A 19,748-nucleotide genomic window follows, 5' to 3' on the forward strand; every position below is an offset into this window, starting at 1 on the left:
TTACTCCTCGTCCTTGAACACGGCGGGCATATAGGCCCGGTGGAAACCGTTGTAGGACTCGCTGGCGCGGGCCTTGCCCAGGGTCCAGGCGCGGGTGCCCTGGCTGGCGGCGCCGTCGATGCGGATGGTGTTGCCGCTGATGAAGTTGGCACCGGGGGAGAGCAGGAAGACGATGGCGGCCGCCACCTCGGACTCGGTGCCGATGCGCTGCAGCGGGACGTGGTCCTTGAGGGAGCGGATCATCGATTTCATGGATTCGGGGTAGGTGTCCATGCCACTGGAGGCGATCCAGCCCGGCGCCACGGCGTTGACCCGCACCCCGGCGTGGCCCCACTCGTAGGCGGCGGTCTTGGTGAAGTTCTCCATGCCGGCGCGGGCGGCGCCGGAGTGGCCCATGCCGGGCATGCCGCCCCACATGTCGGCGAGCATGTTGACGATGCTGCCGCCGGTCTTGCTCATGCTCTGCAGGAAGACCTCCTTGGCCACCAGGAAGCCGCCCACGAGGTTGGTGCGCACCACGGTCTCGAAGCCTTTCTGGTTGATGCCGATGAGCGGCGCGGGGAACTGGCCGCCGGCGTTGTTGACCAGGTGGTGGATGGGGCCGCGCTCGGCCACCACGGCCTTGACCATGGCCTTGACCGCTTCTTCGTCACGGATGTCGCAGGCCTGCCAGCTGGCGCTGCCGCCGTCCTCGATGATCTCGCCGGCGGTGGCTTCGAGCTTTTCCGCCTTGCGCCCCACCAGCACCACGTGGGCGCCGAGGTGGGCGAGCTCGTGGGCCACGCAGCGGCCGATGCCGCTGCCGCCGCCGGTGACGAGGATGGTCTGGCCGCTGAACAGGCCGGGTTTGAACACGGAATCGTAGGCCATCGCGTGCTTATCCTTTCAGGCTGTCGGCCAGGGCGCGGGGCACCGGGACCGGGAATTCGAGCAGTTGCTGGGCGAAGGCCTTGCCTTGCGGGTCGATGCGCAGGCTGGCGACGCCCCCGCCGCCCAGGGCGTTCTCCAGGAGGAAGTTGAGGCTGTGGCTGCCAGGCAGGTACCAGCGCGCCACGCGGCCGATCTGCGGGTCGAGCACATGGCCCATCCAGTCGACCACCGCCTCGGGGGTCAGCGCCTCGGCGATCCAGGGCAGGTAGTCGCTCTGGCGCGCCATGACGCCGATGTTGCTGTGGTTGCCCTTGTCGCCGGAGCGCGCCACGGCCAGCTTCACCAGCGGCACGCTGGCGTCCGCGGGGCCCTGGGGGGCGGGCGGGGCGAGGTCGTCGGCCAGGCTGGCGGCGTCGAAGGCCTCCAGCTCGGGCAGGGCCACGGGGTGGCGTTCGCCGGCCAGTTCCACGTCCAGGTCGCAGGCGGCCTTGTCCACCAGGAAGGAGAACAGGCGGATCACCGGGTACACGGTCGGGCGCCCGCCGACGATGCCGGTGAGGCCCGGCGCCATGCCGGTGGCGGCCTGGGCGATCTCGCGGGAGAAGAGGATCAGTGCTTCCTTCCTGGCGTGGCGCACGGCCAGCTTGACCACGATCTCGCGGCTGTCCTGCCTCTGCCCGTGCGGCCCGTAGGTGGCCTCGCTGCCGAGCAGCTCGATGCTCACCTCGCGGTAGGGCCCCCAGCCGCGTGCGGCGAAGATCTCCTCGGTCTTGGCGATGATGGCGCGGCTCACGCGATCGGCCTTCTTCACCGCGTCGATGCCGGCGATCAGGCAGCTGGCGGTGCAGCGGAAGCCGTCCGGGTGGGTGGCACTGACCTTGTACTGGTCGGTGGGCGGCAGGCCGTGGGCACCCTCGACGCTGACGCGGTGCTCGCCGACCTGGGCCAGGCGCACCCGGGTGAAGTCGCAGACCACGTCCGGCAGCAGGTAGGCGCGGGGGTCGCCGATCTCGTAGAGCATCTGCTCGCCGACGGTGAAGGGCGTCACCAGGCCGCCGGTGCCGGCCGGCTTGGTCACGGTGAAGCGGCCATCGGCCTCGACTTCGACGATGGGGAAGCCGATGTGCTCGTAGTCAGGCACCTGCTCCCAGTCGGTGAAGTTGCCACCGGTGCACTGGGCGCCGCACTCGATGATGTGGCCGGCGAGGGCGGCCTGGGCCAGGCGGTCGTAGTCGTTCCAGCCCCACTTGAATTCATGCACCAGGGCGGCGCTGACCACCGCGCTGTCCACCACCCGGCCGGTGATGACGATGTCGGCGCCTTGCTCCAGCGCGGCGACGATGCCCGGCGCACCGAGGTAGGCGTTGACCGAGACGCACATGGGCGGCAGCGGCGCGCCGCTGAACATCTCGGTGACGCCGGCCTTGGCCAGGGCGGGGAGCTTGGGTTGCAGGTTGTCGCCATGCAGCACGGCGATCTTCAGGGTCACGCCGGCCTTTTCGCAGGCCGCGGCGAGGGCGGCGGCGCAGGCCTGGGGATTGACCCCGCCGGCGTTGCTGATCACCCGGATGCGTTTATCGGCGATGGCCGGCAGCAGCGGCGCCAGGACCTCGACGAAGTCGGTGGCATAGCCCTCGTCGGGCTTCTTCATGCGAGCGCCGGCGAGGATCGACATGGTGATCTCCGCCAGGTAGTCGAATACCAGGTAATCCAGCGGCGCACCGTTCACCAGCTGTGCGGCTGCAGTGGAGGTATCGCCCCAGAAGGCGGAGGCGCAACCGATGCGTACGGTTCTAGTCATTGTTCGGGCCCGTATCACTCGAAGGAGGTGTTGGCGACATTACCAAGCAAGCGCTTGGTTGAAAAGTATGCCCGAGCAGTTTTTTACCCAAGCGCTTGCTTGGGCGGCGGGTGCAGCATAGATTTCACGAATCAAGACAGAGACTTGCGCCCCATTCTTAAGTCGGATGGGCAAGCGCCGTGCAGCCGAGGTAGTGGGGATAGATGAGCCTGGACGACCAAAAAGCCCAAGAAGTGATGCGCGAACTGGTGGCCACCGGGCAGGTGACCGATCCCGAGAGCGCCCGCGGCAAGCTGCTGCAGACCGCCGCTCACCTGTTCCGCAGCAAGGGCTACGAACGCACCACGGTGCGCGACCTGGCCGGCGCCGTGGGCATCCAGTCGGGCAGCATCTTCCATCACTTCAAGAGCAAGGACGAAATCCTCCGCTCGGTGATGGAGGAGACCATCCTCTACAACACCGCGCTGATGAAGGCCTCCCTGGCCGATGCGACCAACCTGCGCGAACGGGTGCTGGCGCTGATCCGCTGCGAGCTGCAGTCGATCATGGGCGGCACCGGCGAGGCGATGGCGGTGCTGGTCTACGAGTGGCGCTCGCTGTCGGAGGAGGGCCAGCGCTACATCCTCGAGCTGCGCGATGCCTATGAGCTGCTCTGGCTGGATGTACTGGGCGAGGCCAAGGCCCAGGGCTACTTCAATGCCGATCCCTTCATCCTGCGGCGCTTCCTCACCGGCGCGCTGTCCTGGACCACCACCTGGTTCCGTCCCGAGGGGGCGATGTCCCTCGACCAGCTCTGCGAAGAGGCGCTGTCGCTGGTGATCAAGGAAGTCTGAAGGCCCTTGAGCTAGTCTTGCCAGCGTGCGGGTTTCCTCTTCTCCGGGGCTTCGATGTCTGCCGTTCGGCTTGTGTTTTCGGGTGTTTTGCTGCTTGCGTTGTGCCTTTCCTGCACCAGCGCGTCAGCGGCTCGACCCCGGGAAATACTGGTCGGCGGCTACCATTTCCCGCCCTACCTGATAAAGCCCGAAGAGCGGGAGCAGGGCCTGGTCCCCGACCTGGTGGCGCAGCTCAACCAGCTCCAGGGGCGTTTCCATTTCAGCATCGTGCCGACCTCGGCCGCGCGCCGTTACCGCGACCTGGAGCAGGGCCGCTATGACCTGATGCTGTTCGAGGACCCCGACTGGGGCTGGAGCGGCGTGCACTACGAAAGCATCGACATGCGCACCTCCGACGCCGAGGTCTACGTCGCACGCCGCCAGCCGGGGCGCGGGCAGGCTTTTTTCGATGACCTGGCGGGCAAGCGCCTGGCGCTCTACAACGGCTATCACTACGGTTTCGCCGGCTTCAACGCCGACCCCGAATACCTCTTCAAACGCTTCTCCGCCACGCTGACCTACTCCCACGACAGCAATCTGCTAATGGTTTTGCACGGTCGTGCCGATATAGCCGTGGTCACGCGCTCCTACCTGGATCTGTTGTTCGCCAGGGAGCCGGCGCTGCGCGACAACCTGCTGGTTTCCCGTCGGATCGATCAGGAATACCATCTGCACGCGATGCTGCGTCCGGATGCACCGATCACCCGCGATGAGATGGCCGGTTTGCTCCAGAACCTGCAGGACGACGAGGCATTCCAACGGCTGCTGGCCAAGTACCAGCTGACGTTCAAGAAAAACGACCGACGATGAACGAGCGGCGCGATATCGGGGACACCATGGTTTTTGCATCAGCCTGCCAGGCAGGCCTTCGCTACGGATCGGCGAGATGGGGATTTATGGATTCTCTCCGCCATGCACTGTTGGCCGCGCTGTTTCTGGCCGCTTGTGGCAGCGCCCAGGCGGCCGAACTGGTGCGGGTTGGTGGCGCGCACTTTCCCCCCTATGTGATCAAGCCCGAGTCCGCCGAGGCCACTGGCCTGCTGCCGGAGTTGCTGGCGGCGCTCAACCGCGAACAGCACGAGTTCGAGTTCGTCATGCTGCCGACGGCCATTCCCCGGCGCTTTCGCGACTTCCAGGCCGGTCGCATCGACATGGCGGTATTCGAGAACCCCGACTGGGGCTGGCAGGACATCCCCGGCGCGCGCGTCGACATGGGCCTGGAGGATGCCGAGGTGTTCGTCGCCCAACGACGCGCCTCCCGTGACCAGGAGTACTTCCGCACCCTGGTGGACAAGCGCCTGGCGCTCTACAGCGGCTATCACTACGGCTTCGCCGGCTTCGATGCCGACCCCGAGTACCTGACCCGCGAATTCAACGCGCTGATGACCTATTCCCACGACAGCAACCTGCTGATGGTGCTGCGGGGCCGGGCGGACATCGCCCTGGTCACCCGTTCCTACCTCGGCATGTACCTGGAGAAGAACCCCGATCAGGCCGGGCAGTTCCTGGTGTCCACCCGTGTCGATCAGCATTACCGTCACTACGCGCTGCTGCGCCCCGGCGCGCCGATCAGCCCCGAACGCTTCACCGCGCTGCTGGAGCGATTGCGGGCCAAGGGCGACCTGGAACGTATCTTCGGGCGCTACCAGATCCAGGTCAGCCCAGCTTCACTGGATAGCTCAGCATTGCCAGATGGCAGAGATTGACCGCCAGGTGCAGCGCGATCGCCACCCCCAGCCGCCCGCTGAAATGGAAGGCCAGCCCGTAACCCAGGCCTGCCACGGCCGCCACGGCGGCGAACAGCGGGCTGAACGGCAGGTGCACCGCGCCGAACAGCAGGGCGGTGATCGCCACCCCCGCCCACGCGCCCAGGCGTGACACCAGCGCGCTCTGCAGCAGAGCGCGGAACAGCAGCTCCTCCGCCAGCACCACCGCCAGCAGGTTGACCGGCAGCCAGCGCCACACCAGCTCCGGCCATTTCGGCATCCAGTCCACCAGGCCAAGCCCCAGGGCCAGCACCGGCACCGCCAGCAGCGTGGCCACCGCTGTCAGCGCCGTGGCGCGCCAGCGAGCGACCATCACCTGCGGCGGGCGGCCCAGCCACCAGGCCAGCAGCGTCATGCCCACCAGCGTCTTGTCCCAGGACAGGCGCAGTGCGTAGAGCGGCGCGTCGGCACTCAGGCGCAGCGGCTCGGCCAGCGGCAAGGGCGAGAACCCGGGGACCAGGTGCGCGGCGAAGGCGATGCTCCCCAGCAGGGTGACGGGGAACCACAGGCGCGCCGGGATTTTCGGCGCGGCGAGGACCCAGAAGGCATAGGCCAGCCCGCAGGCCAGGCCGATAGGGGACACCTGCCCGAAGCCACGGCCCAGGGCAAGGGTGAAGAGCGGAAGCAGGATCTGCAGATGGAGCGGCATGGCACCTCCTTGTAGCGGTGCCGCACTGTAACCGCCGGGCGGTCGGGTGTCAGCGCTCCTTGGCTTCCTTGGCATCCATCTCGGCATTGCGTTCATGGATGCGCTTGAGCTGCTCCTCGGTCAGGGGCAGTTTCTTCGCCGTATCGCGCAGCATCATCAGGCCGCCGACGATGGAGCCGATGGCGAGAATCAGGATCAGCCAGGCATACCAGGGCATGGGAATCTCCTTCGAGGTGGGGCCGCTACTGTAGTTCGAACGCGCTGCGCTTGCCGCGTTCCCTTCACATTTGCCCCTGGCGACCGGTGATCACGGCCGATCGCGAATGAATTCGCCCCCACAAGGGCGGCGGCAGAAAGCCGCAGGACTGCGAGTTGGCGCCAATGGCACCTGTAGGGTGTGCCGCGCACACCGGGAAAGATGGTGCGCGCACCGTTCCCCAGATCGAGCGATGCGGGCCGGGCAGGCCTCAATCCAGCTGCGCTACCGGCTGCAAATTGCTGTCGTCCTTCAGGCTCACGCCCGACAACTGAAGCCGCAGCGCCTCGCGCGCCAGGTAGTCGAGCTTGATCGCCGCCAGGGCATAGGGCAGCCCCTCCGGGCGTACGTTGGAGATGCAGTTGCGCTCGCTGTCCATGCGCCCGACGCGAGGCTGGAAGGTCAGGTACAGGCCCAGGCTGTCCGGCGAGGTGAGGCCCGGCCGCTCACCGATCAGCACCGCCACCAGCTGCGCCCGCAGCGCTTCGCCTATGCCGTCGCCGATGGCCACCCGGCCCTGCTCGGCCAGCACCACCGGGGTATTGGCCCAGTCGGTGGAAAAGCGTTCGCGGAAGGCTTCCAGCAAGGGCAGGGCGTGGCGCTGCACGGCGATGGAGGAGAGCCCGTCGGCGATCACCACCGCCAGCTCCGGTGCCGGTGCCTCGGCCAGCAGGCGGGCCTGGCAGTCGTCGTGCAGGCGGCGGCCGCGATCCGGGCGCAGCAGGTAGGCCTGGCGATCCTCGGCGTCGCTGCGCACCTGCAGGGTGCGGAAGCCGGCGGCCTTGAGCTGCGCATCGAGGGTAGCGAAATCCAGCGGGTGATGCACCGCGTCGCGGGCCTGGGCGTGGGCCAGGCCGAAGCGCAGCACCTCGGCGGTGGGCAGGCTGGAGCCGACGCGACCGAGCGCGATGCGTGCGGAAGTGTGGGCGCGGAGTTCGTCCCAGGGGTTGTGTTGCACCAGTTTCATCAGGCGGCTCCCAGTCGTGGCAGGTCCTTGAGCAGGGCGTGGCCCTTGCCGATCTCGCGCAGGCGCCCGGAGGGCTCGGTGATGGCCATGCGCAGCAGCCACTCCTCGTACTCCGGCGCGCGCTTCAGGCCCAGCACGGAACGCAGGTAGAGGGCGTCGTGGAAGGAGGTGCTCTGGTAGTTGAGCATGATGTCGTCGGCACCGGGGATGCCCATGATGAAGGTGATGCCCGCCGCGCCCAGCAGGGTCAGCAGGGTGTCCATGTCGTCCTGGTCGGCTTCGGCGTGGTTGGTGTAGCAGACGTCGCAGCCCATCGGTACGCCCAGGAGCTTGGCGCAGAAATGGTCCTCCAGCCCGGCGCGGATGATCTGCTTGCCGTCGTAGAGGTATTCCGGGCCGATGAAACCGACCACGGTGTTGGTCAGCAGCGGGCGGAACTCCCGGGCCACCGCGTAGGCGCGTACTTCGCAGGTCTGCTGGTCGACGCCGTGGTGGCCGCCGGCGGAGAGGGCGCTGCCCTGGCCGGTCTCGAAGTACATGACGTTGTCGCCCAGGTTGCCGCGCCCCAGCGAAAGCGCCGCTTCGTGGGCTTCCCTGAGGATGGCCAGGGAGACGCCGAAGCTCGAATTGGTCTTCTCGGTGCCGGCGATGGACTGGAACACCAGGTCGATGGGCGCGCCGGCCTCGATGGCCTGGATCTGCGTGGTGACGTGGGTAAGCACGCAGCTCTGCATGGGAATGGCGAAGTGCTCGCGCACCTCGTCCATCATCTGCCACAGGCGCATCAGCGTCGGCAGCGAATCACTGGCCGGGTTGATGCCCACCACCGCATCCCCCGAGCCGTAGAGCAGGCCGTCGAGCATGCTCGCGGCGATGCCGCGCACGTCGTCCGTGGGGTGGTTGGGTTGCAGGCGCACCGAGAGGTGGCCCGGCAGGCCGATGGTGTTGCGGAAACGGGTGACCACGCGGCATTTCTTCGCCACCAGGATCAGGTCCTGGTTGCGCATCAGCTTGCTCACCGCAGCGGCCATCTCCGGGGTGATGCCCCAGCGCACGGCCTCCAGGGTGGCGGAGTCGGTACTGTCGAGCAGCAGCCAGTCGCGCAGGTCGCCCACGGTCAGGTGGCTGATGGGGGCGAAGGCGGCGCGGTCGTGGCGGTCGATGATCAGCCGGGTGACCTCGTCCTCCTCGTAGGGGATCAGCGCCTCGTCGAGGAAGCGCTTGAGCGGCACCTCGGCCAGGGCCAGCTTGGCGGCCATGCGTTCTTCATAGGTGGCGGCGGCGACCCCCGCCAGGTAGTCGCCCGAGCGGGCGGGGCTGGCCTTGGCCAGCAGGGTCTTGAGATCGGCGAAGCGGTAGACCTGGGCGCCGACTGTGGTCTGGTAAGGCATCACGGCCTCCGGCGGTTGCAACGGGGCAGAAAAGACGAGGCCCGGCGGACCGGGCCTCGCGGGTTCAGCATAGAGGCTTTGTCAGGCGGCATCACCTGTCAGCAGCGCATCGGCCGGCGCGTTGGCGCGGTGGTGGGCGGTGAACTGGAACCAGACGAAACCGACCGCCATGAAGCCGAGGAAGATCAGGCCGATGGTGGTGTTGAACCAGGCCATGGCCACCAGGCAGACCACTGCCAGCACCAGGGCGATGGCCGGGACGACGGGGTAGCCCGGCGCGCGGAAGGTGCGCTCCAGGTTCGGCTCGCTTTTGCGCAGCTTGAACAGGCTGAGCATGCTCATGATGTACATCACGATGGCGCCGAACACGCTCATGGTGATCATCGCGGCGGTCAGGCTCATGCCCTGCAGGTTGATCAGGCCGTCGCTGTAGATCGCCGCGATGCCCACCAGGCCACCGGCGATGATGGCGCGGTGCGGGGTCTGGAAGCGCGACAGCTTGGCCAGGCCACGGGGCAGGTAGCCGGCGCGGGCGAGGGCGAAGAACTGGCGGGAGTAGCCGAGGATGATGCCGTGGAAGCTCGCCACCAGGCCGAACAGGCCGATCCACACCAGCATGTGCAGCCAGCCGGAGTTCTCGCCGACCACGGCCTTCATGGCCTGGGGCAGCGGGTCGTTGATGTTCGACAGCTGGGTCCAGTCGCCCACGCCGCCGGCGAAGATCATCACGCCCATGGCCAGGCTCACCAGGGTGAGGATGCCGGCGATATAGGCCTTGGGAATGGTGCGTTTCGGGTCCTTGGCTTCCTCGGCGGCCATGGCCGCGCCCTCGATGGCGAGGAAGAACCAGATGGCGAAGGGAATGGCGGCGAAGATGCCGGAGATGGCCGCGCCACCGAATTCATTGCTGCCGGCCCAGCCGTTGAGCACGAAATTGCTGAAGCTGAAGCCGGGTGCCACCACGCCCATGAACACCAGCAGCTCGGCCACCGCGAGCACGGTGACCACCAGCTCGAAGGTGGCGGCGATGCTGACGCCGAGGATGTTCAGGGTCATGAACACGAAATACGCCCCCACCGCCGCGTGCTTGGGATCGAGCCCCGGGAACTGCACGTTGAGGTAGGCGCCGATGGCCATGGCGATGGCCGGCGGGGCGAAGACGAACTCGATCAGCGTGGCGAGGCCGGCCACCAGCCCGCCTTTCTCGCCGAAGGCGCGACGGCTGTAGGCGAAGGGGCCGCCGGCGTGGGGGATGGCGGTGGTCAGCTCGGTGAAGCTGAAGATGAAGCAGGTGTACATGGCCGCGACGATCAGCGCGGTCACCAGGAACCCGAGGGTGCCCGCCACGCCCCAGCCGTAGCTCCAGCCGAAGTATTCGCCGGAAATCACCAGGCCGACGGCGATGCCCCAGAGGTGCAGGGTGCCGAGGGTCGGCTTGAGTTGCAGGGTCATAAAGCCTCCATGGATGGAATGAACGCAGACGAGGCTGTGTGTTTGCAGTGCCCATGCCAGGTCCCCGAATGGCGTCGCAAAGACCCGTGAAACGTCGTTTGCGGGATGCTTCGCCACCTGATCGCCGCCGTTCGTGACTCGCAATGGTGCGTGGTATGGATGTAACCAATCGTTTCGGTGCACTGGTCTAGGCCAGTGTGACGGTTATGTGAACGGCAGATGGCGAGACACTCGATGATCTGCGCCAACCCCTGTAGGGGCGAATTCATTCGCCCGCTCTTCGTGGGAGCGAATTCATTCGCGATGCTGTTCCTGCCAATCCGCTGCCCCAAGCAAGATTATTCCGGGAGCATTGGCAGCAGGGTTTCGCTTCGCTCGCGGAACGCCGCCCGACCCATCCTGCGAATGACGGGTAGTTCGTAGGATGGGCAGAGCTCCGCGAACCCCATCAACGCAGCCATGACAGGCCCCCGGCAAGCCCAGGAAAAGCGCGTTCTTTACGCTTTCTTTATGCCCCGTCCCCGGTCCCCGTCTCGTCCCTTTACGCCCCTGATACCGAGAATTCCTCCAAAGCGGCGCAGTCCGCATATCGGAGCAACAGTCATGAGCATTCTCGACGGGTTGTCCCTGGCAATGGCCACGGGGCTTTTCATCTACTTGCTGGTCGCGCTGCTGCGCGCCGAACGCAGCTAGGGGGCGTCATGCAAGTACAGGACTACGGGCTGATTCTGGCCTTCTTCGTGCTGGTGCTGGTGCCAGCGCCCTTCATCGGCCGCTTCATCCATCGCGCGATGGAGGGGCAGCGCACCTTCCTCACGCCGGTCTTCGCTCCCGTCGAGCGCCTCTGCTATCGCATCGCCGGGGTCGACCCGCACAGCGAGCAGGACTGGAAGACCTACACCGTCGCGCTGCTGCTGTTCAACGCCGCCGGCCTGGCGCTGCTGTTCGCCATCCTCATGCTGCAGGGCATGCTGCCGCTCAACCCGCAGAAGCTGCCGGGCCTGGAATGGACCCTGGCCTTCAACACCGCCGTGAGCTTCGTCAGCAACACCAACTGGCAGGCGTACAGCGGCGAGGCGAGCCTCAGCTACTTCAGCCAGATGGTCGGCCTGGGTGTGCAGAACTTTGTCAGCGCCGCCGTCGGCCTTTGCGTGCTGGTGGCCCTGGCCCGTGGCATCAGCCGTCGCAGCACCGACAAGCTCGGCAACTTCTGGGTCGACCTGACCCGCGGCACGCTCTACGCGCTGCTGCCGCTGTGCCTGCTGCTGGCGCTGTTCCTGGTCTGGCAGGGCGTGCCGCAGACCTTGCTCGACTACGTCAGCGTCCACACCCTGGCCGGCACCGACCAGGTGGTCCCGCTCGGCCCGGCGGCCAGCCAGATCGCCATCAAGCAGCTCGGCACCAACGGGGGCGGCTTCTTCGGCGTCAACTCCGCGCACCCGTTCGAGAACCCCAGCGCCTGGAGCAACCTGCTGGAAGTGGCGTCGATCATCCTGATCCCCGCCGCCCTGGTGTTCACCTTCGGCCACTACGTCAAGGACCTGCGCCAGAGCCGCGCGCTGCTGGCGACCATGCTGATCCTCTTCGTCATCGGCCTGGGCGTGACCCTGTACAGCGAGTTCCAGCCCAACCCCGCCCTGGCCGCGCTGCCCATCGAGCAGTCCGGTTCCCTGGAGGGCAAGGAGAGCCGCCTCGGCATCACCGCCTCGGCACTCTGGGCGGTGACCACCACGGCCGCGTCCAACGGCTCGGTGAACGCGATGCACGACAGCTTCAGCGCCATCGGCGGGATGATCCCGATGTTCAACATGATGCTCGGCGAGGTGATCTTCGGCGGCGTCGGCGCGGGCCTCTACGGCATGCTGCTGTTCGTGCTGATCGCCGTATTCCTCGCGGGCCTGATGATCGGCCGCACCCCTGAATACCTCGGCAAGAAGCTGGAGGCCCGCGAGGTGCGCCTGCTGGTGGCGACCCTGCTGGTGATGCCGGTGGGCGTGCTGGTGTTCTGCGCCCTGGCGGTGAGCCTGCCGGGCCCGGCGGCCTCCATCACCAACCCCGGCGCCCACGGTTTCAGCCAGGCGCTCTACGCCTACACCTCGGGCACCGCCAACAACGGCTCGGCCTTCGCCGGCTTCGGCGCCAACACGCCGTTCCACAACATCATGATCGGCCTGGCGATGCTCCTCGGTCGCTTCGGCTACATCCTCCCGGTGCTGGCCATCGCCGGCAGCCTGGCGGCCAAGCAGCGCGCGCCGGTGGGCGGCAACAGCTTCCCCACCCACGGCCCGCTGTTCGTCACCCTGCTGACCCTGACCATCCTCCTGGTCGGTGGCCTGACCTTCCTCCCGGCATTGGCCCTGGGGCCGATTGCCGAACACCTCGCGCTGATCGGCCTTTAAGGGAGACCCGCATGAACGCCCCTATCCAGGCGCCGAAGAATGGCGCCAAGCAGCAACAACCCCGTACCGCCATCGCCGCGCTGTGGAAGCCGGCGCTGGTGCAGGCCTTCGCCAAGCTCGACCCGCGCCAGCTCAAGCGCTCGCCGGTGATGCTGGTGGTGGAACTGACCGCCGTGGTCACCACGGTGCTGTGCTTGATCCCCAACCCGGCGGTGTCCACCGGCCTGGCGGTTCAGATCGCCCTGTGGCTGTGGTTCACCGTGCTCTTCGCCAACTTCGCCGAGGCCCTCGCCGAAGGCCGTGGCAAGGCCCGCGCCGACAGCCTCAAGGCCGGCAGCCAGGGCCTCAGCGCCCGTCGCCGCGCTGCCTCCGGGCAGTTCGAGACGGTGGCCGCCAGCAGCCTGCGCCGCGGTGACCTGGTGCGCGTGGAGGTCGGCGAGCTGATCCCCGGCGACGGCGAGGTGGTCGAAGGCATCGCCGCGGTCAACGAGGCCGCCATCACCGGCGAATCCGCGCCGGTGATCCGCGAATCCGGCGGCGACCGCTCGGCGGTCACCGGCAACACCCGCGTGGTCTCCGACTGGCTGCTGGTGAAGATCACCGCCAACCCGGGCGAGTCGACCCTGGACCGGATGATCGCCCTGGTGGAGGGCGCCAAGCGCCAGAAGACCCCCAACGAGGTGGCGCTGGACATCCTGCTGATCGGCCTGACGCTGATCTTCCTGCTGGTGGTCGCCACCCTGCAGCCCTTCGCCCGCTTCGCCGGTGGCGACCTGCCGCTGGTGTACCTGGTGGCGTTGCTGGTGACCCTGATCCCCACCACCATCGGCGGCCTGCTCTCGGCCATCGGCATCGCCGGCATGGACCGCCTGGTGCGCCTCAACGTCATCGCCAAGTCCGGCCGCGCCGTGGAGGCGGCGGGTGACGTGCACGTGCTGCTGCTGGACAAGACCGGCACCATCACCTTCGGCAACCGCCGGTGCAGTGCACTGGTCAAGGCCCCGGGCGTGAGCGGCAAGGAGCTGTCCGACGCCGCGCTGCTGGCATCGCTGGCCGACGACACGCCGGAAGGCAAGTCCATCGTCGACTACCTGCGTGCCCTCAGCGCCATGGTCGAGCCGGCCCGCGACGAGGTCACCGCCATCGCCTTCAGCGCCGAGACACGCCTCTCCGGGGTGGACTGGAACGGCCACAGCTACCGCAAGGGCGCGGTGGACGCGGTGCTGGCCTGGGTCGGCATGAGCCGCGCCGAGATGCCCGAGCAGCTGTCCCGCGAGATCGACCGCATCGCCCAGAGCGGCGGCACCCCGCTGCTGGTGGCCGCCGATGGCAGGCTGCTGGGCGGCATCCACCTCAAGGACGTGGTCAAGCCCGGCATCCGCGAGCGCTTCGCCGAGCTGCGGCAGATGGGCATCCGCACCGTGATGGTCACCGGCGACAACCCGCTGACCGCTGCCGCCATCGCCGCCGAGGCGGGGGTGGACGACATGATCGCCGAGGCCACGCCGGAGAAGAAGCTGGCGCGCATCCGCCAGGAGCAGGGCGAGGGCAAGATGGTCGCCATGTGCGGCGACGGCGCCAACGACGCCCCGGCGCTGGCCCAGGCCGACGTCGGCCTGGCGATGAACGACGGCACCCAGGCCGCCCGTGAGGCCGCCAACCTGGTGGACCTGGACTCCGACCCGACCAAGCTGCTGGACGTGGTGCAGGTGGGCAAGGAGCTGCTGGTGACCCGGGGCGCGCTGACCACCTTCTCGGTGGCCAACGACGTGGCCAAGTACTTCGCCATCCTCCCGGCCCTGTTCGCCGGCATCTACCCGCAGCTGGGCGTGCTCAACCTGATGCAGCTGCACAGCCCGCAGAGCGCCATCCTCTCGGCCATCGTGTTCAATGCGCTGATCATCATCGCGCTGATCCCCCTGGCCCTGCGCGGGGTGCGCGTGCAAGCCGCCGACGCCGCCAGCCTGCTGCGCCGCAACCTGCTGATCTACGGCCTGGGCGGGCTGGTGGCGCCCTTCATCGGCATCAAGCTGATCGACATCCTGCTCACCGCCCTGCACCTGGTCTGACGCCTTTCCCCCTCTCCACGGAGAGGGGACTTAATCCGAGGAACTGAATATGCTTACGCAACTCCGTCCCGCCCTGAGCCTGCTGGCCCTGATGACCCTGATAACCGGCGTCGCCTACCCGCTGTCCGTCACCGCCGTCGCGCAACTGGCCTTCCCGGCGCAGGCCAACGGCAGCCTGGTGCGCGACGCCAAGGGCGATGCACGCGGCAGCCTGCTGCTGGCGCAGCAGGTGGAGGGGGCCCAGTGGTTCCAGCCCCGCCCCTCGGCCGGTGGCTATGCCACGGTCGCCAGCGGTGCCAGCAACCTGGCCCCGAGCAACCCGGCGCTGGCCGAGCGCATCGCCAAGGACGCCACCGAGCTGGGCGCGCTGGGGCAGGGTCCGGTGCCCATGGCCCTGGTCACCACCTCCGGCAGCGGCCTCGACCCACACCTGCCGCTGGCCGCCGCGCGCTACCAGATCCCGCGGATCGCCGAGGCGCGGGGCATTCCCGCCGCGACCCTGGAGCGCCTGGTGGAACAGCAGGCCGAGCGCCCGCTGATCGGGCCGGCGGTGGTCAACGTATTCGCCCTCAACCTGCGACTGAACGAGATGCCTGAATGAGTGATGCCGGCCGTGCCGATGCGTTGTTGGCCGACCTGCCGCGCGAAGGGCGCGGCCGGCTGAAGGTCTTCCTCGGTGCCGCGCCGGGCGTGGGCAAGACCTTCGCCATGCTGCAGGCGGCCCAGGCGCAGTTGCGCCAGGGCGTCGACCTGCGTGTCGGCGTGGTCGAGACCCACGGCCGCGCCGAGACCGAGGCGATGCTCGCCGGGCTGCCCCAGCAGCCGCTGCGGCGCCTCGAATACCGGGGCGTGCCGCTGACCGAGATGGACCTGGACGGCATCCTCGCCGCGCCGCCGAAGCTGGTGCTGGTGGACGAGCTGGCCCACAGCAACGCCCCCGGCAGCCGCCACGCCAAGCGCTGGCAGGACGTGCAGGAACTGCTCGCGGCCGGCATCGACGTCTACACCACGGTCAACGTCCAGCACCTGGAAGCGCTCAACGACCAGGTGCTCGACATCACCGGCGTGCAGGTGCGCGAGACCCTGCCGGACTGGGTGTTGCAGGAGTCCGACGAGATCCTCCTCATCGACCTGCCGCCGCGCGAGCTGCTGGAGCGCCTGCGCGAGGGCAAGGTCTACGTGCCCGAGCAGGCCCGCGCGGCCATCGACGCCTTCTTCTCCCAGACCAACCTCACCGCCCTGCGCGAGCTGGCCATGCAGACCGCCGCCGCGCGGGTCGATGCCGATCTCAACCGCCGCTATCGCCTGCAGGGCCAGGAGGCGCCGACGGTGCGTGGCCGCCTGCTGGTGGGCGTGGACGGCAGCGAGCAGGCCGAGCGCCTGGTGCGCCACGCCTGCCGCGTGGCCGAACGCCGCCACCTGCCCTGGAGCCTGGTGCACGTGGACACCGGCGGCACGCAAAGCGAAGAGGCCCGCACGCGCCTGCAGGCGGCCCAGCAACTGGCCGAACGCCTGGGGGGCGAAGTGGTGACCCTGCGCGCCGAAGGCGTGGCCAGCACCCTGATCGAACACGCCAACGAGCGCCGTGCCAGCCTCCTGCTGGTGGGCCGCAGCCGGCAGCGCCTGCGCCGTCGCTGGCTCGGACGCGGGGTGGCGGAGCGCCTGCTGCGCCAGGCCGAGGGGCTGGAGATCAGCGTGCTGGACACCGACGCCGACGCGCGCCCCGCCAGTGCCCGGTCGCGCCACCCGGTGCCCCTGGGCGACTACGGCCTGGCCCTCGGCGCCGCGCTGATCGCCAGCGCCCTGGCCTGGGGCGCCTACCAGGTGCTGGCGCTGCCGAACATCTCCCTGGTGTTCCTCGCCGCCGTGTTGCTGGTGGCGGTGCGCAGCAGCCTGGGCCCGGCGCTGCTCTGCGCCGGTGTGTCGTTCCTGGCCTACGACTTCCTGTTCATCCCGCCGAATTTCTCCCTGACCATCGCCCGCCAGGAAGACGTGCTGACCCTGCTGTTCTTCCTGCTGATGGCCGGGCTCACCGGTAACCTGGCCTCGCGCCAGCGCCGCCAGCTGCAGGCCCTGCGCGCCACCCAGACGGAAACCACCGCGCTGCTCGACCTCTCGCGCAAGCTCACCGCCGCCACCGACCGCCAGGCCGTGCTCAGCGTCGCGGCCCAGCAGTTCATCCCCTGGACCGACGTCGAGGTGTGCCTGCTGGCGCGCAGCCGTGACGGCGTGTGGAAAGTCGAGGCCGGCGTGCAGCGCCTGCTGGCGGACCAGGAGCGTGCAGCGGCGGAGTGGTCCTGGCAGCACGACCAGGTGGCCGGGCTCGGCACCGGCACCCTGCCCAGCGGGCGCTGGTGGTGGCTGCCGCTGTCCGGCGAGGAGGGGCCGCTGGCGTTGCTCGGGGTCAGCCCGCGCGACGGTGCGCCGCTGCCCGCCGAGCGCCGCCGATTGCTGTCGGCGCTCGGCCAGCCCCTGGCCCAGGCGCTGGCGCGCGCGCAGCTGGCCGAGGACCTGGAGGCCGCACGCCTGCATGGCGAGACCGAGCAGCTGCGCAGCGCGCTGCTGGCGTCCGTTTCCCACGACCTGCGCACGCCGCTGACCGCCATGCGCGGTTCCATCGACAGCCTGCTGGCGCTCGGCGAGGCGATCCCCCTGGAGGACCGCCGCGAGCTGCTGGAAGGCACCCGCGATGAGGCCGAGCGCCTCGACCGCTACATCCAGAACCTGCTGGACATGACCCGCCTCGGCCACGGCGGCCTGAAGCTGGCCCGCGACTGGGTGGCGCCGGTGGACATCGTCGCCAGCGCCCTGCAGCGCCTGCGCCCGGTGCTGGCGCCGCTGAAGGTGGAGACCGTGCTGCCCGCCGAGCTGCCGCTGCTCTACGTGCACGCCGCACTGATCGAACAGGCGCTGGTCAACGTGCTGGAGAACGCCGCGCGCTTCTCGCCGAGCCAGGGCCGCCTGCGCGTGGCGGTGACGGCCGATGACGAGGAGCTGCGCTTCGCCGTCAGCGACCAGGGGCCCGGCATCCCGGCCGCCGAGCGGGAGAAGATCTTCGACATGTTCTACACCGCTGCCCGCGGCGACCGGGGAGGGCAGGGCACCGGCCTGGGCCTGGCCATCTGCCAGGGCATGGTCGGCGCCCACGGTGGCCGCGTGACGGTGGGCGAGGGGTTGGACGGCAAGGGCACCACGCTCACCCTGCACCTGCCGCTGCATCCGCAGCCGGTGCTGGAGGAGGAGGCGGGTGATGGCCCGCTGTAAGGGCGAATCCATTCGCCATGCGGGCCGCAGGACCGCCGCGTGCGACCCGGCGCGGCGTTGCCGCCCTGGGCGAATGAATTCGCCCCAACACGATGCGGTAGCCAACGGATTTCGAAGGACAAGATGACGACCAACCAACCGACGCTCCTGGTGATCGACGACGAGGCGCAGATCCGCAAGTTCCTGCGCATCAGCCTCACCGCCCAGGGCTACAAGGTGCTGGAAGCCGCCAACGGCACCGAAGGCCTGGCCCAGGCGGCCCTGGCGCGGCCGGACCTGGTGGTGCTCGACCTGGGCCTGCCGGACATGGACGGCAAGACGGTACTGGCGGAGCTGCGCGAGTGGTCGGCGGTGCCGGTGCTGGTGCTTTCCGTGCGCGCCAGCGAAGGCGAGAAGGTGCTGGCCCTGGATGGCGGCGCCAACGACTACGTGACCAAGCCCTTCAGCGTGCAGGAGTTCCTCGCCCGCGTGCGGGTGCTGCTGCGCCAGGCCGGTGGTGGCGAGCAGCAGGAGGCGGTGGTCGAAAGCGGCCCGCTGAGCGTCGACTTCGCCTACCGCCGGGTGACCCTCGATGGCGCCGAGGTGGCGCTGACCCGCAAGGAATACGCGGTGCTCGCCCAGCTGGCGCGGCACCTGGGTCGGGTGGTGACCCAGCAGCAGCTGCTCAAGGACATCTGGGGCCCGACCCATGTCGAGGACACCCACTACCTGCGGGTGGTGGTCGGCCACCTGCGGCAGAAGCTCGGCGACGACCCGACCGAGCCGCGCTTCATCGTCACCGAGGCCGGGGTCGGCTACCGCCTGCGCGAGGGCTAGCCGTACGACTCCCTCGTAGGTCGACGACTGTCGTAGGGGCGACTTCAGTCGCCAAGCGGCGCGGCGCGCCGCCTCTTCCGTGGGAGCGAATTCATTCGCGATCGGGCGGCACTGCGGTGTCGCCCTGCGCTGGCGCCCACCGGGCGAATTGTCGTCCCGTGCCCGCTTTTTGCGCGTCGCACCCCTCCCGCTGTGTTGCGCGACCCGAATCCGTCGTCTAGCGCTTAATCCAGGCGCCTGGCGCCATTCGTTGCCGGAAGGAAGACATGCAACAACTGCTCGACGAGATCCTCGATGAAGTCCGCCCGCTGATCGGGCAGGGCAAGGTGGCCAGCTACATCCCGGCATTGGCCGGGGTGCCGGCGAACCAGCTGGGCATTGCGGTGTACAGCAATGAGGGCCAGCTCTATTGCGCCGGTGACGGGCGCACGCCGTTTTCCATCCAGAGTATTTCCAAGGTCTTCAGCCTGGTGCAGGCGATCCAGCATTCGGGCGAGGACATCTGGCAGCGCCTGGGCCACGAGCCGTCGGGGCAGCCGTTCAATTCCCTGGTGCAGCTGGAGTTCGAGCGCGGCGTGCCGCGCAACCCCTTCATCAACGCCGGGGCGTTGGTGATCTGCGACATCAACCAGTCGCGTTTCGCCGCACCGGCGCTGTCGATGCGTGATTTCGTGCGGCGCCTGAGCGCCAACCGCGACGTGGTGGCGGACGAGGTGGTGGCGCGCTCGGAGTACCAGCACCGCGCGCGCAATGCGGCGGCGGCCTACCTGATGCAGTCGTTCGGCAACTTCCACAACGATGTCGAGGCCGTGCTGCGCAGTTACTTCCACCACTGCGCGTTGCGCATGAGCTGCGCGGACCTGGCCCTGGCCTTCAGCTTCCTGGCCAACGAGGGGGTGAGCCCGCACAGCGGCGAGGCGGTGCTGAGCGGGCGGCAGACCAAGCAGGTCAACGCGCTGATGGCCACCAGCGGCCTGTACGACGAGGCCGGCAACTTCGCCTACCGGGTCGGGCTGCCCGGCAAGAGCGGGGTGGGGGGCGGCATAGTCGCGGTGGTGCCGGGGCGCTTCACCGTCTGCGTGTGGTCGCCGGAGCTCAATGCGTCCGGCAATTCGGTGGCGGGCATGGCGGCGCTGGAGAAGCTCTCCGAGCGCATCGACTGGTCGATCTTCTGAT

General features: G+C 68.6%; 17 protein-coding genes. 10 read left to right on the top strand and 7 right to left on the bottom strand.

All coding sequences use genetic code 11. The features are described 5' to 3' along the window. Together HSX14_RS09580 and HSX14_RS09585 are read right to left on the bottom strand one after the other, a co-directional pair. Window positions 1-870 carry an SDR family oxidoreductase gene (locus HSX14_RS09580; protein ID WP_173173901.1) on the bottom strand — a complete coding sequence of 290 codons (870 nt, stop codon included), beginning with the start codon at window positions 868-870 and terminating at the stop codon, window positions 1-3. A 7-nt stretch (window positions 871-877) separates the two neighbouring features. Next, window positions 878-2,671: an acyclic terpene utilization AtuA family protein gene (locus tag HSX14_RS09585; RefSeq protein ID WP_173173903.1), complete on the bottom strand. Its 1,794-nt coding sequence runs from the start codon at window positions 2,669-2,671 to the stop codon at window positions 878-880. Window positions 2,672-2,880: 209 nt separating this feature from the next. Between HSX14_RS09585 and HSX14_RS09590 the strand changes: the two genes are divergently transcribed. The 3 genes from HSX14_RS09590 to HSX14_RS09600 all read left to right on the top strand — a co-directional run bounded on the left by HSX14_RS09590 (window position 2,881) and on the right by HSX14_RS09600 (window position 5,249). After that, entirely contained in the window at window positions 2,881-3,504 is a 624-nt protein-coding gene (locus HSX14_RS09590) for a TetR/AcrR family transcriptional regulator (protein WP_197970226.1), read from the top strand. Window positions 3,505-3,558: 54 nt separating this feature from the next. Continuing rightward, the gene (locus tag HSX14_RS09595; RefSeq protein ID WP_173173905.1) at window positions 3,559-4,353 is read left to right on the top strand and encodes a substrate-binding periplasmic protein; all 795 of its coding nucleotides are present in this window, start codon (window positions 3,559-3,561) and stop codon (window positions 4,351-4,353) included. A gap of 86 nt (window positions 4,354-4,439) precedes the next feature. Next, entirely contained in the window at window positions 4,440-5,249 is an 810-nt protein-coding gene (locus HSX14_RS09600) for a substrate-binding periplasmic protein (RefSeq protein WP_173173907.1), read from the top strand. Here HSX14_RS09600 and HSX14_RS09605 read toward each other — a convergent pair. The 5 genes from HSX14_RS09605 to eat form a co-directional block, all read right to left on the bottom strand. Further along, window positions 5,200-5,958 carry a CPBP family intramembrane glutamic endopeptidase gene (locus tag HSX14_RS09605; RefSeq protein ID WP_173173909.1) on the bottom strand — a complete coding sequence of 253 codons (759 nt, stop codon included), beginning with the start codon at window positions 5,956-5,958 and terminating at the stop codon, window positions 5,200-5,202. The two genes, HSX14_RS09600 and HSX14_RS09605, sit on opposite strands and share 50 nt — an antisense overlap. Window positions 5,959-6,007: 49 nt before the next feature. Continuing rightward, on the bottom strand, window positions 6,008-6,175 hold the full coding sequence (locus HSX14_RS09610) for a DUF2897 family protein (RefSeq protein ID WP_111262384.1): 168 nt from the start codon (window positions 6,173-6,175) through the stop codon (window positions 6,008-6,010). A gap of 250 nt (window positions 6,176-6,425) precedes the next feature. After that, complete coding sequence (gene eutC / locus HSX14_RS09615) at window positions 6,426-7,181, bottom strand: ethanolamine ammonia-lyase subunit EutC (RefSeq protein WP_173173911.1); 756 nt, start codon at window positions 7,179-7,181, stop codon at window positions 6,426-6,428. Then, window positions 7,181-8,572, bottom strand: a complete 1,392-nt coding sequence (locus HSX14_RS09620) for an ethanolamine ammonia-lyase subunit EutB (RefSeq protein WP_173173913.1) — start codon at window positions 8,570-8,572, stop codon at window positions 7,181-7,183. The genes eutC and HSX14_RS09620 overlap by 1 nt, the downstream gene beginning before the upstream one ends. Window positions 8,573-8,653: 81 nt before the next feature. Continuing rightward, window positions 8,654-10,024, bottom strand: coding sequence for an ethanolamine permease (gene eat / locus HSX14_RS09625; RefSeq protein ID WP_173173915.1), 1,371 nt, complete (start codon window positions 10,022-10,024; stop codon window positions 8,654-8,656). 603 nt (window positions 10,025-10,627) lie between these two features. On the opposite strand from eat, the gene HSX14_RS09630 reads away from it, so the two are divergent. The 7 genes from HSX14_RS09630 (at window position 10,628) to glsB (ending at window position 19,747) form a co-directional block, all read left to right on the top strand. Continuing rightward, the gene (locus HSX14_RS09630) at window positions 10,628-10,717 is read left to right on the top strand and encodes a K(+)-transporting ATPase subunit F (protein WP_021220384.1); all 90 of its coding nucleotides are present in this window, start codon (window positions 10,628-10,630) and stop codon (window positions 10,715-10,717) included. Between the two features lie 8 nt (window positions 10,718-10,725). Continuing rightward, complete coding sequence (kdpA, locus tag HSX14_RS09635) at window positions 10,726-12,423, top strand: potassium-transporting ATPase subunit KdpA (protein WP_173173917.1); 1,698 nt, start codon at window positions 10,726-10,728, stop codon at window positions 12,421-12,423. Between the two features lie 11 nt (window positions 12,424-12,434). After that, entirely contained in the window at window positions 12,435-14,492 is a 2,058-nt protein-coding gene (gene kdpB / locus HSX14_RS09640) for a potassium-transporting ATPase subunit KdpB (protein ID WP_173173919.1), read from the top strand. A gap of 49 nt (window positions 14,493-14,541) precedes the next feature. After that, window positions 14,542-15,093: a potassium-transporting ATPase subunit KdpC gene (gene kdpC, locus HSX14_RS09645; protein ID WP_173173921.1), complete on the top strand. Its 552-nt coding sequence runs from the start codon at window positions 14,542-14,544 to the stop codon at window positions 15,091-15,093. Further along, the gene (locus HSX14_RS09650) at window positions 15,090-17,756 is read left to right on the top strand and encodes a sensor histidine kinase (protein WP_173173923.1); all 2,667 of its coding nucleotides are present in this window, start codon (window positions 15,090-15,092) and stop codon (window positions 17,754-17,756) included. Before kdpC ends, HSX14_RS09650 begins: the two co-directional genes overlap by 4 nt. A gap of 123 nt (window positions 17,757-17,879) precedes the next feature. Further along, window positions 17,880-18,572, top strand: coding sequence for a response regulator (locus tag HSX14_RS09655; protein ID WP_173173925.1), 693 nt, complete (start codon window positions 17,880-17,882; stop codon window positions 18,570-18,572). 266 nt (window positions 18,573-18,838) lie between these two features. Then, a complete protein-coding gene (gene glsB, locus HSX14_RS09660; protein WP_111261391.1) occupies window positions 18,839-19,747 on the top strand; it encodes a glutaminase B in 909 nt (302 codons plus the stop codon). Window position 19,748 lies beyond the last annotated feature (1 nt).

It is taken from the genome of Pseudomonas tohonis (assembly GCF_012767755.2).
GTDB classification, from domain to species: domain Bacteria; phylum Pseudomonadota; class Gammaproteobacteria; order Pseudomonadales; family Pseudomonadaceae; genus Metapseudomonas; species Metapseudomonas tohonis.

Excerpts from the sequence above, each read along its gene's own strand:
- HSX14_RS09580 (WP_173173901.1), bottom strand. The coding sequence starts at position 870 with ATGGCCTACGATTCCGTGTTCAAACCCGGCCTGTTCAGCGGCCAGACC.
- HSX14_RS09585 (WP_173173903.1), bottom strand. The coding sequence starts at position 2,671 with ATGACTAGAACCGTACGCATCGGTTGCGCCTCCGCCTTCTGGGGCGAT.
- HSX14_RS09595 (WP_173173905.1), top strand. The coding sequence starts at position 3,559 with ATGTCTGCCGTTCGGCTTGTGTTTTCGGGTGTTTTGCTGCTTGCGTTG.
- HSX14_RS09600 (WP_173173907.1), top strand. The coding sequence starts at position 4,440 with ATGGATTCTCTCCGCCATGCACTGTTGGCCGCGCTGTTTCTGGCCGCT.
- HSX14_RS09605 (WP_173173909.1), bottom strand. The coding sequence starts at position 5,958 with ATGCCGCTCCATCTGCAGATCCTGCTTCCGCTCTTCACCCTTGCCCTG.
- HSX14_RS09610 (WP_111262384.1), bottom strand. The coding sequence starts at position 6,175 with ATGCCCTGGTATGCCTGGCTGATCCTGATTCTCGCCATCGGCTCCATC.
- eutC (WP_173173911.1), bottom strand. The coding sequence starts at position 7,181 with ATGAAACTGGTGCAACACAACCCCTGGGACGAACTCCGCGCCCACACT.
- HSX14_RS09620 (WP_173173913.1), bottom strand. The coding sequence starts at position 8,572 with ATGCCTTACCAGACCACAGTCGGCGCCCAGGTCTACCGCTTCGCCGAT.
- eat (WP_173173915.1), bottom strand. The coding sequence starts at position 10,024 with ATGACCCTGCAACTCAAGCCGACCCTCGGCACCCTGCACCTCTGGGGC.
- HSX14_RS09630 (WP_021220384.1), top strand. The coding sequence starts at position 10,628 with ATGAGCATTCTCGACGGGTTGTCCCTGGCAATGGCCACGGGGCTTTTC.
- kdpA (WP_173173917.1), top strand. The coding sequence starts at position 10,726 with ATGCAAGTACAGGACTACGGGCTGATTCTGGCCTTCTTCGTGCTGGTG.
- kdpB (WP_173173919.1), top strand. The coding sequence starts at position 12,435 with ATGAACGCCCCTATCCAGGCGCCGAAGAATGGCGCCAAGCAGCAACAA.
- kdpC (WP_173173921.1), top strand. The coding sequence starts at position 14,542 with ATGCTTACGCAACTCCGTCCCGCCCTGAGCCTGCTGGCCCTGATGACC.
- HSX14_RS09650 (WP_173173923.1), top strand. The coding sequence starts at position 15,090 with ATGAGTGATGCCGGCCGTGCCGATGCGTTGTTGGCCGACCTGCCGCGC.
- HSX14_RS09655 (WP_173173925.1), top strand. The coding sequence starts at position 17,880 with ATGACGACCAACCAACCGACGCTCCTGGTGATCGACGACGAGGCGCAG.
- glsB (WP_111261391.1), top strand. The coding sequence starts at position 18,839 with ATGCAACAACTGCTCGACGAGATCCTCGATGAAGTCCGCCCGCTGATC.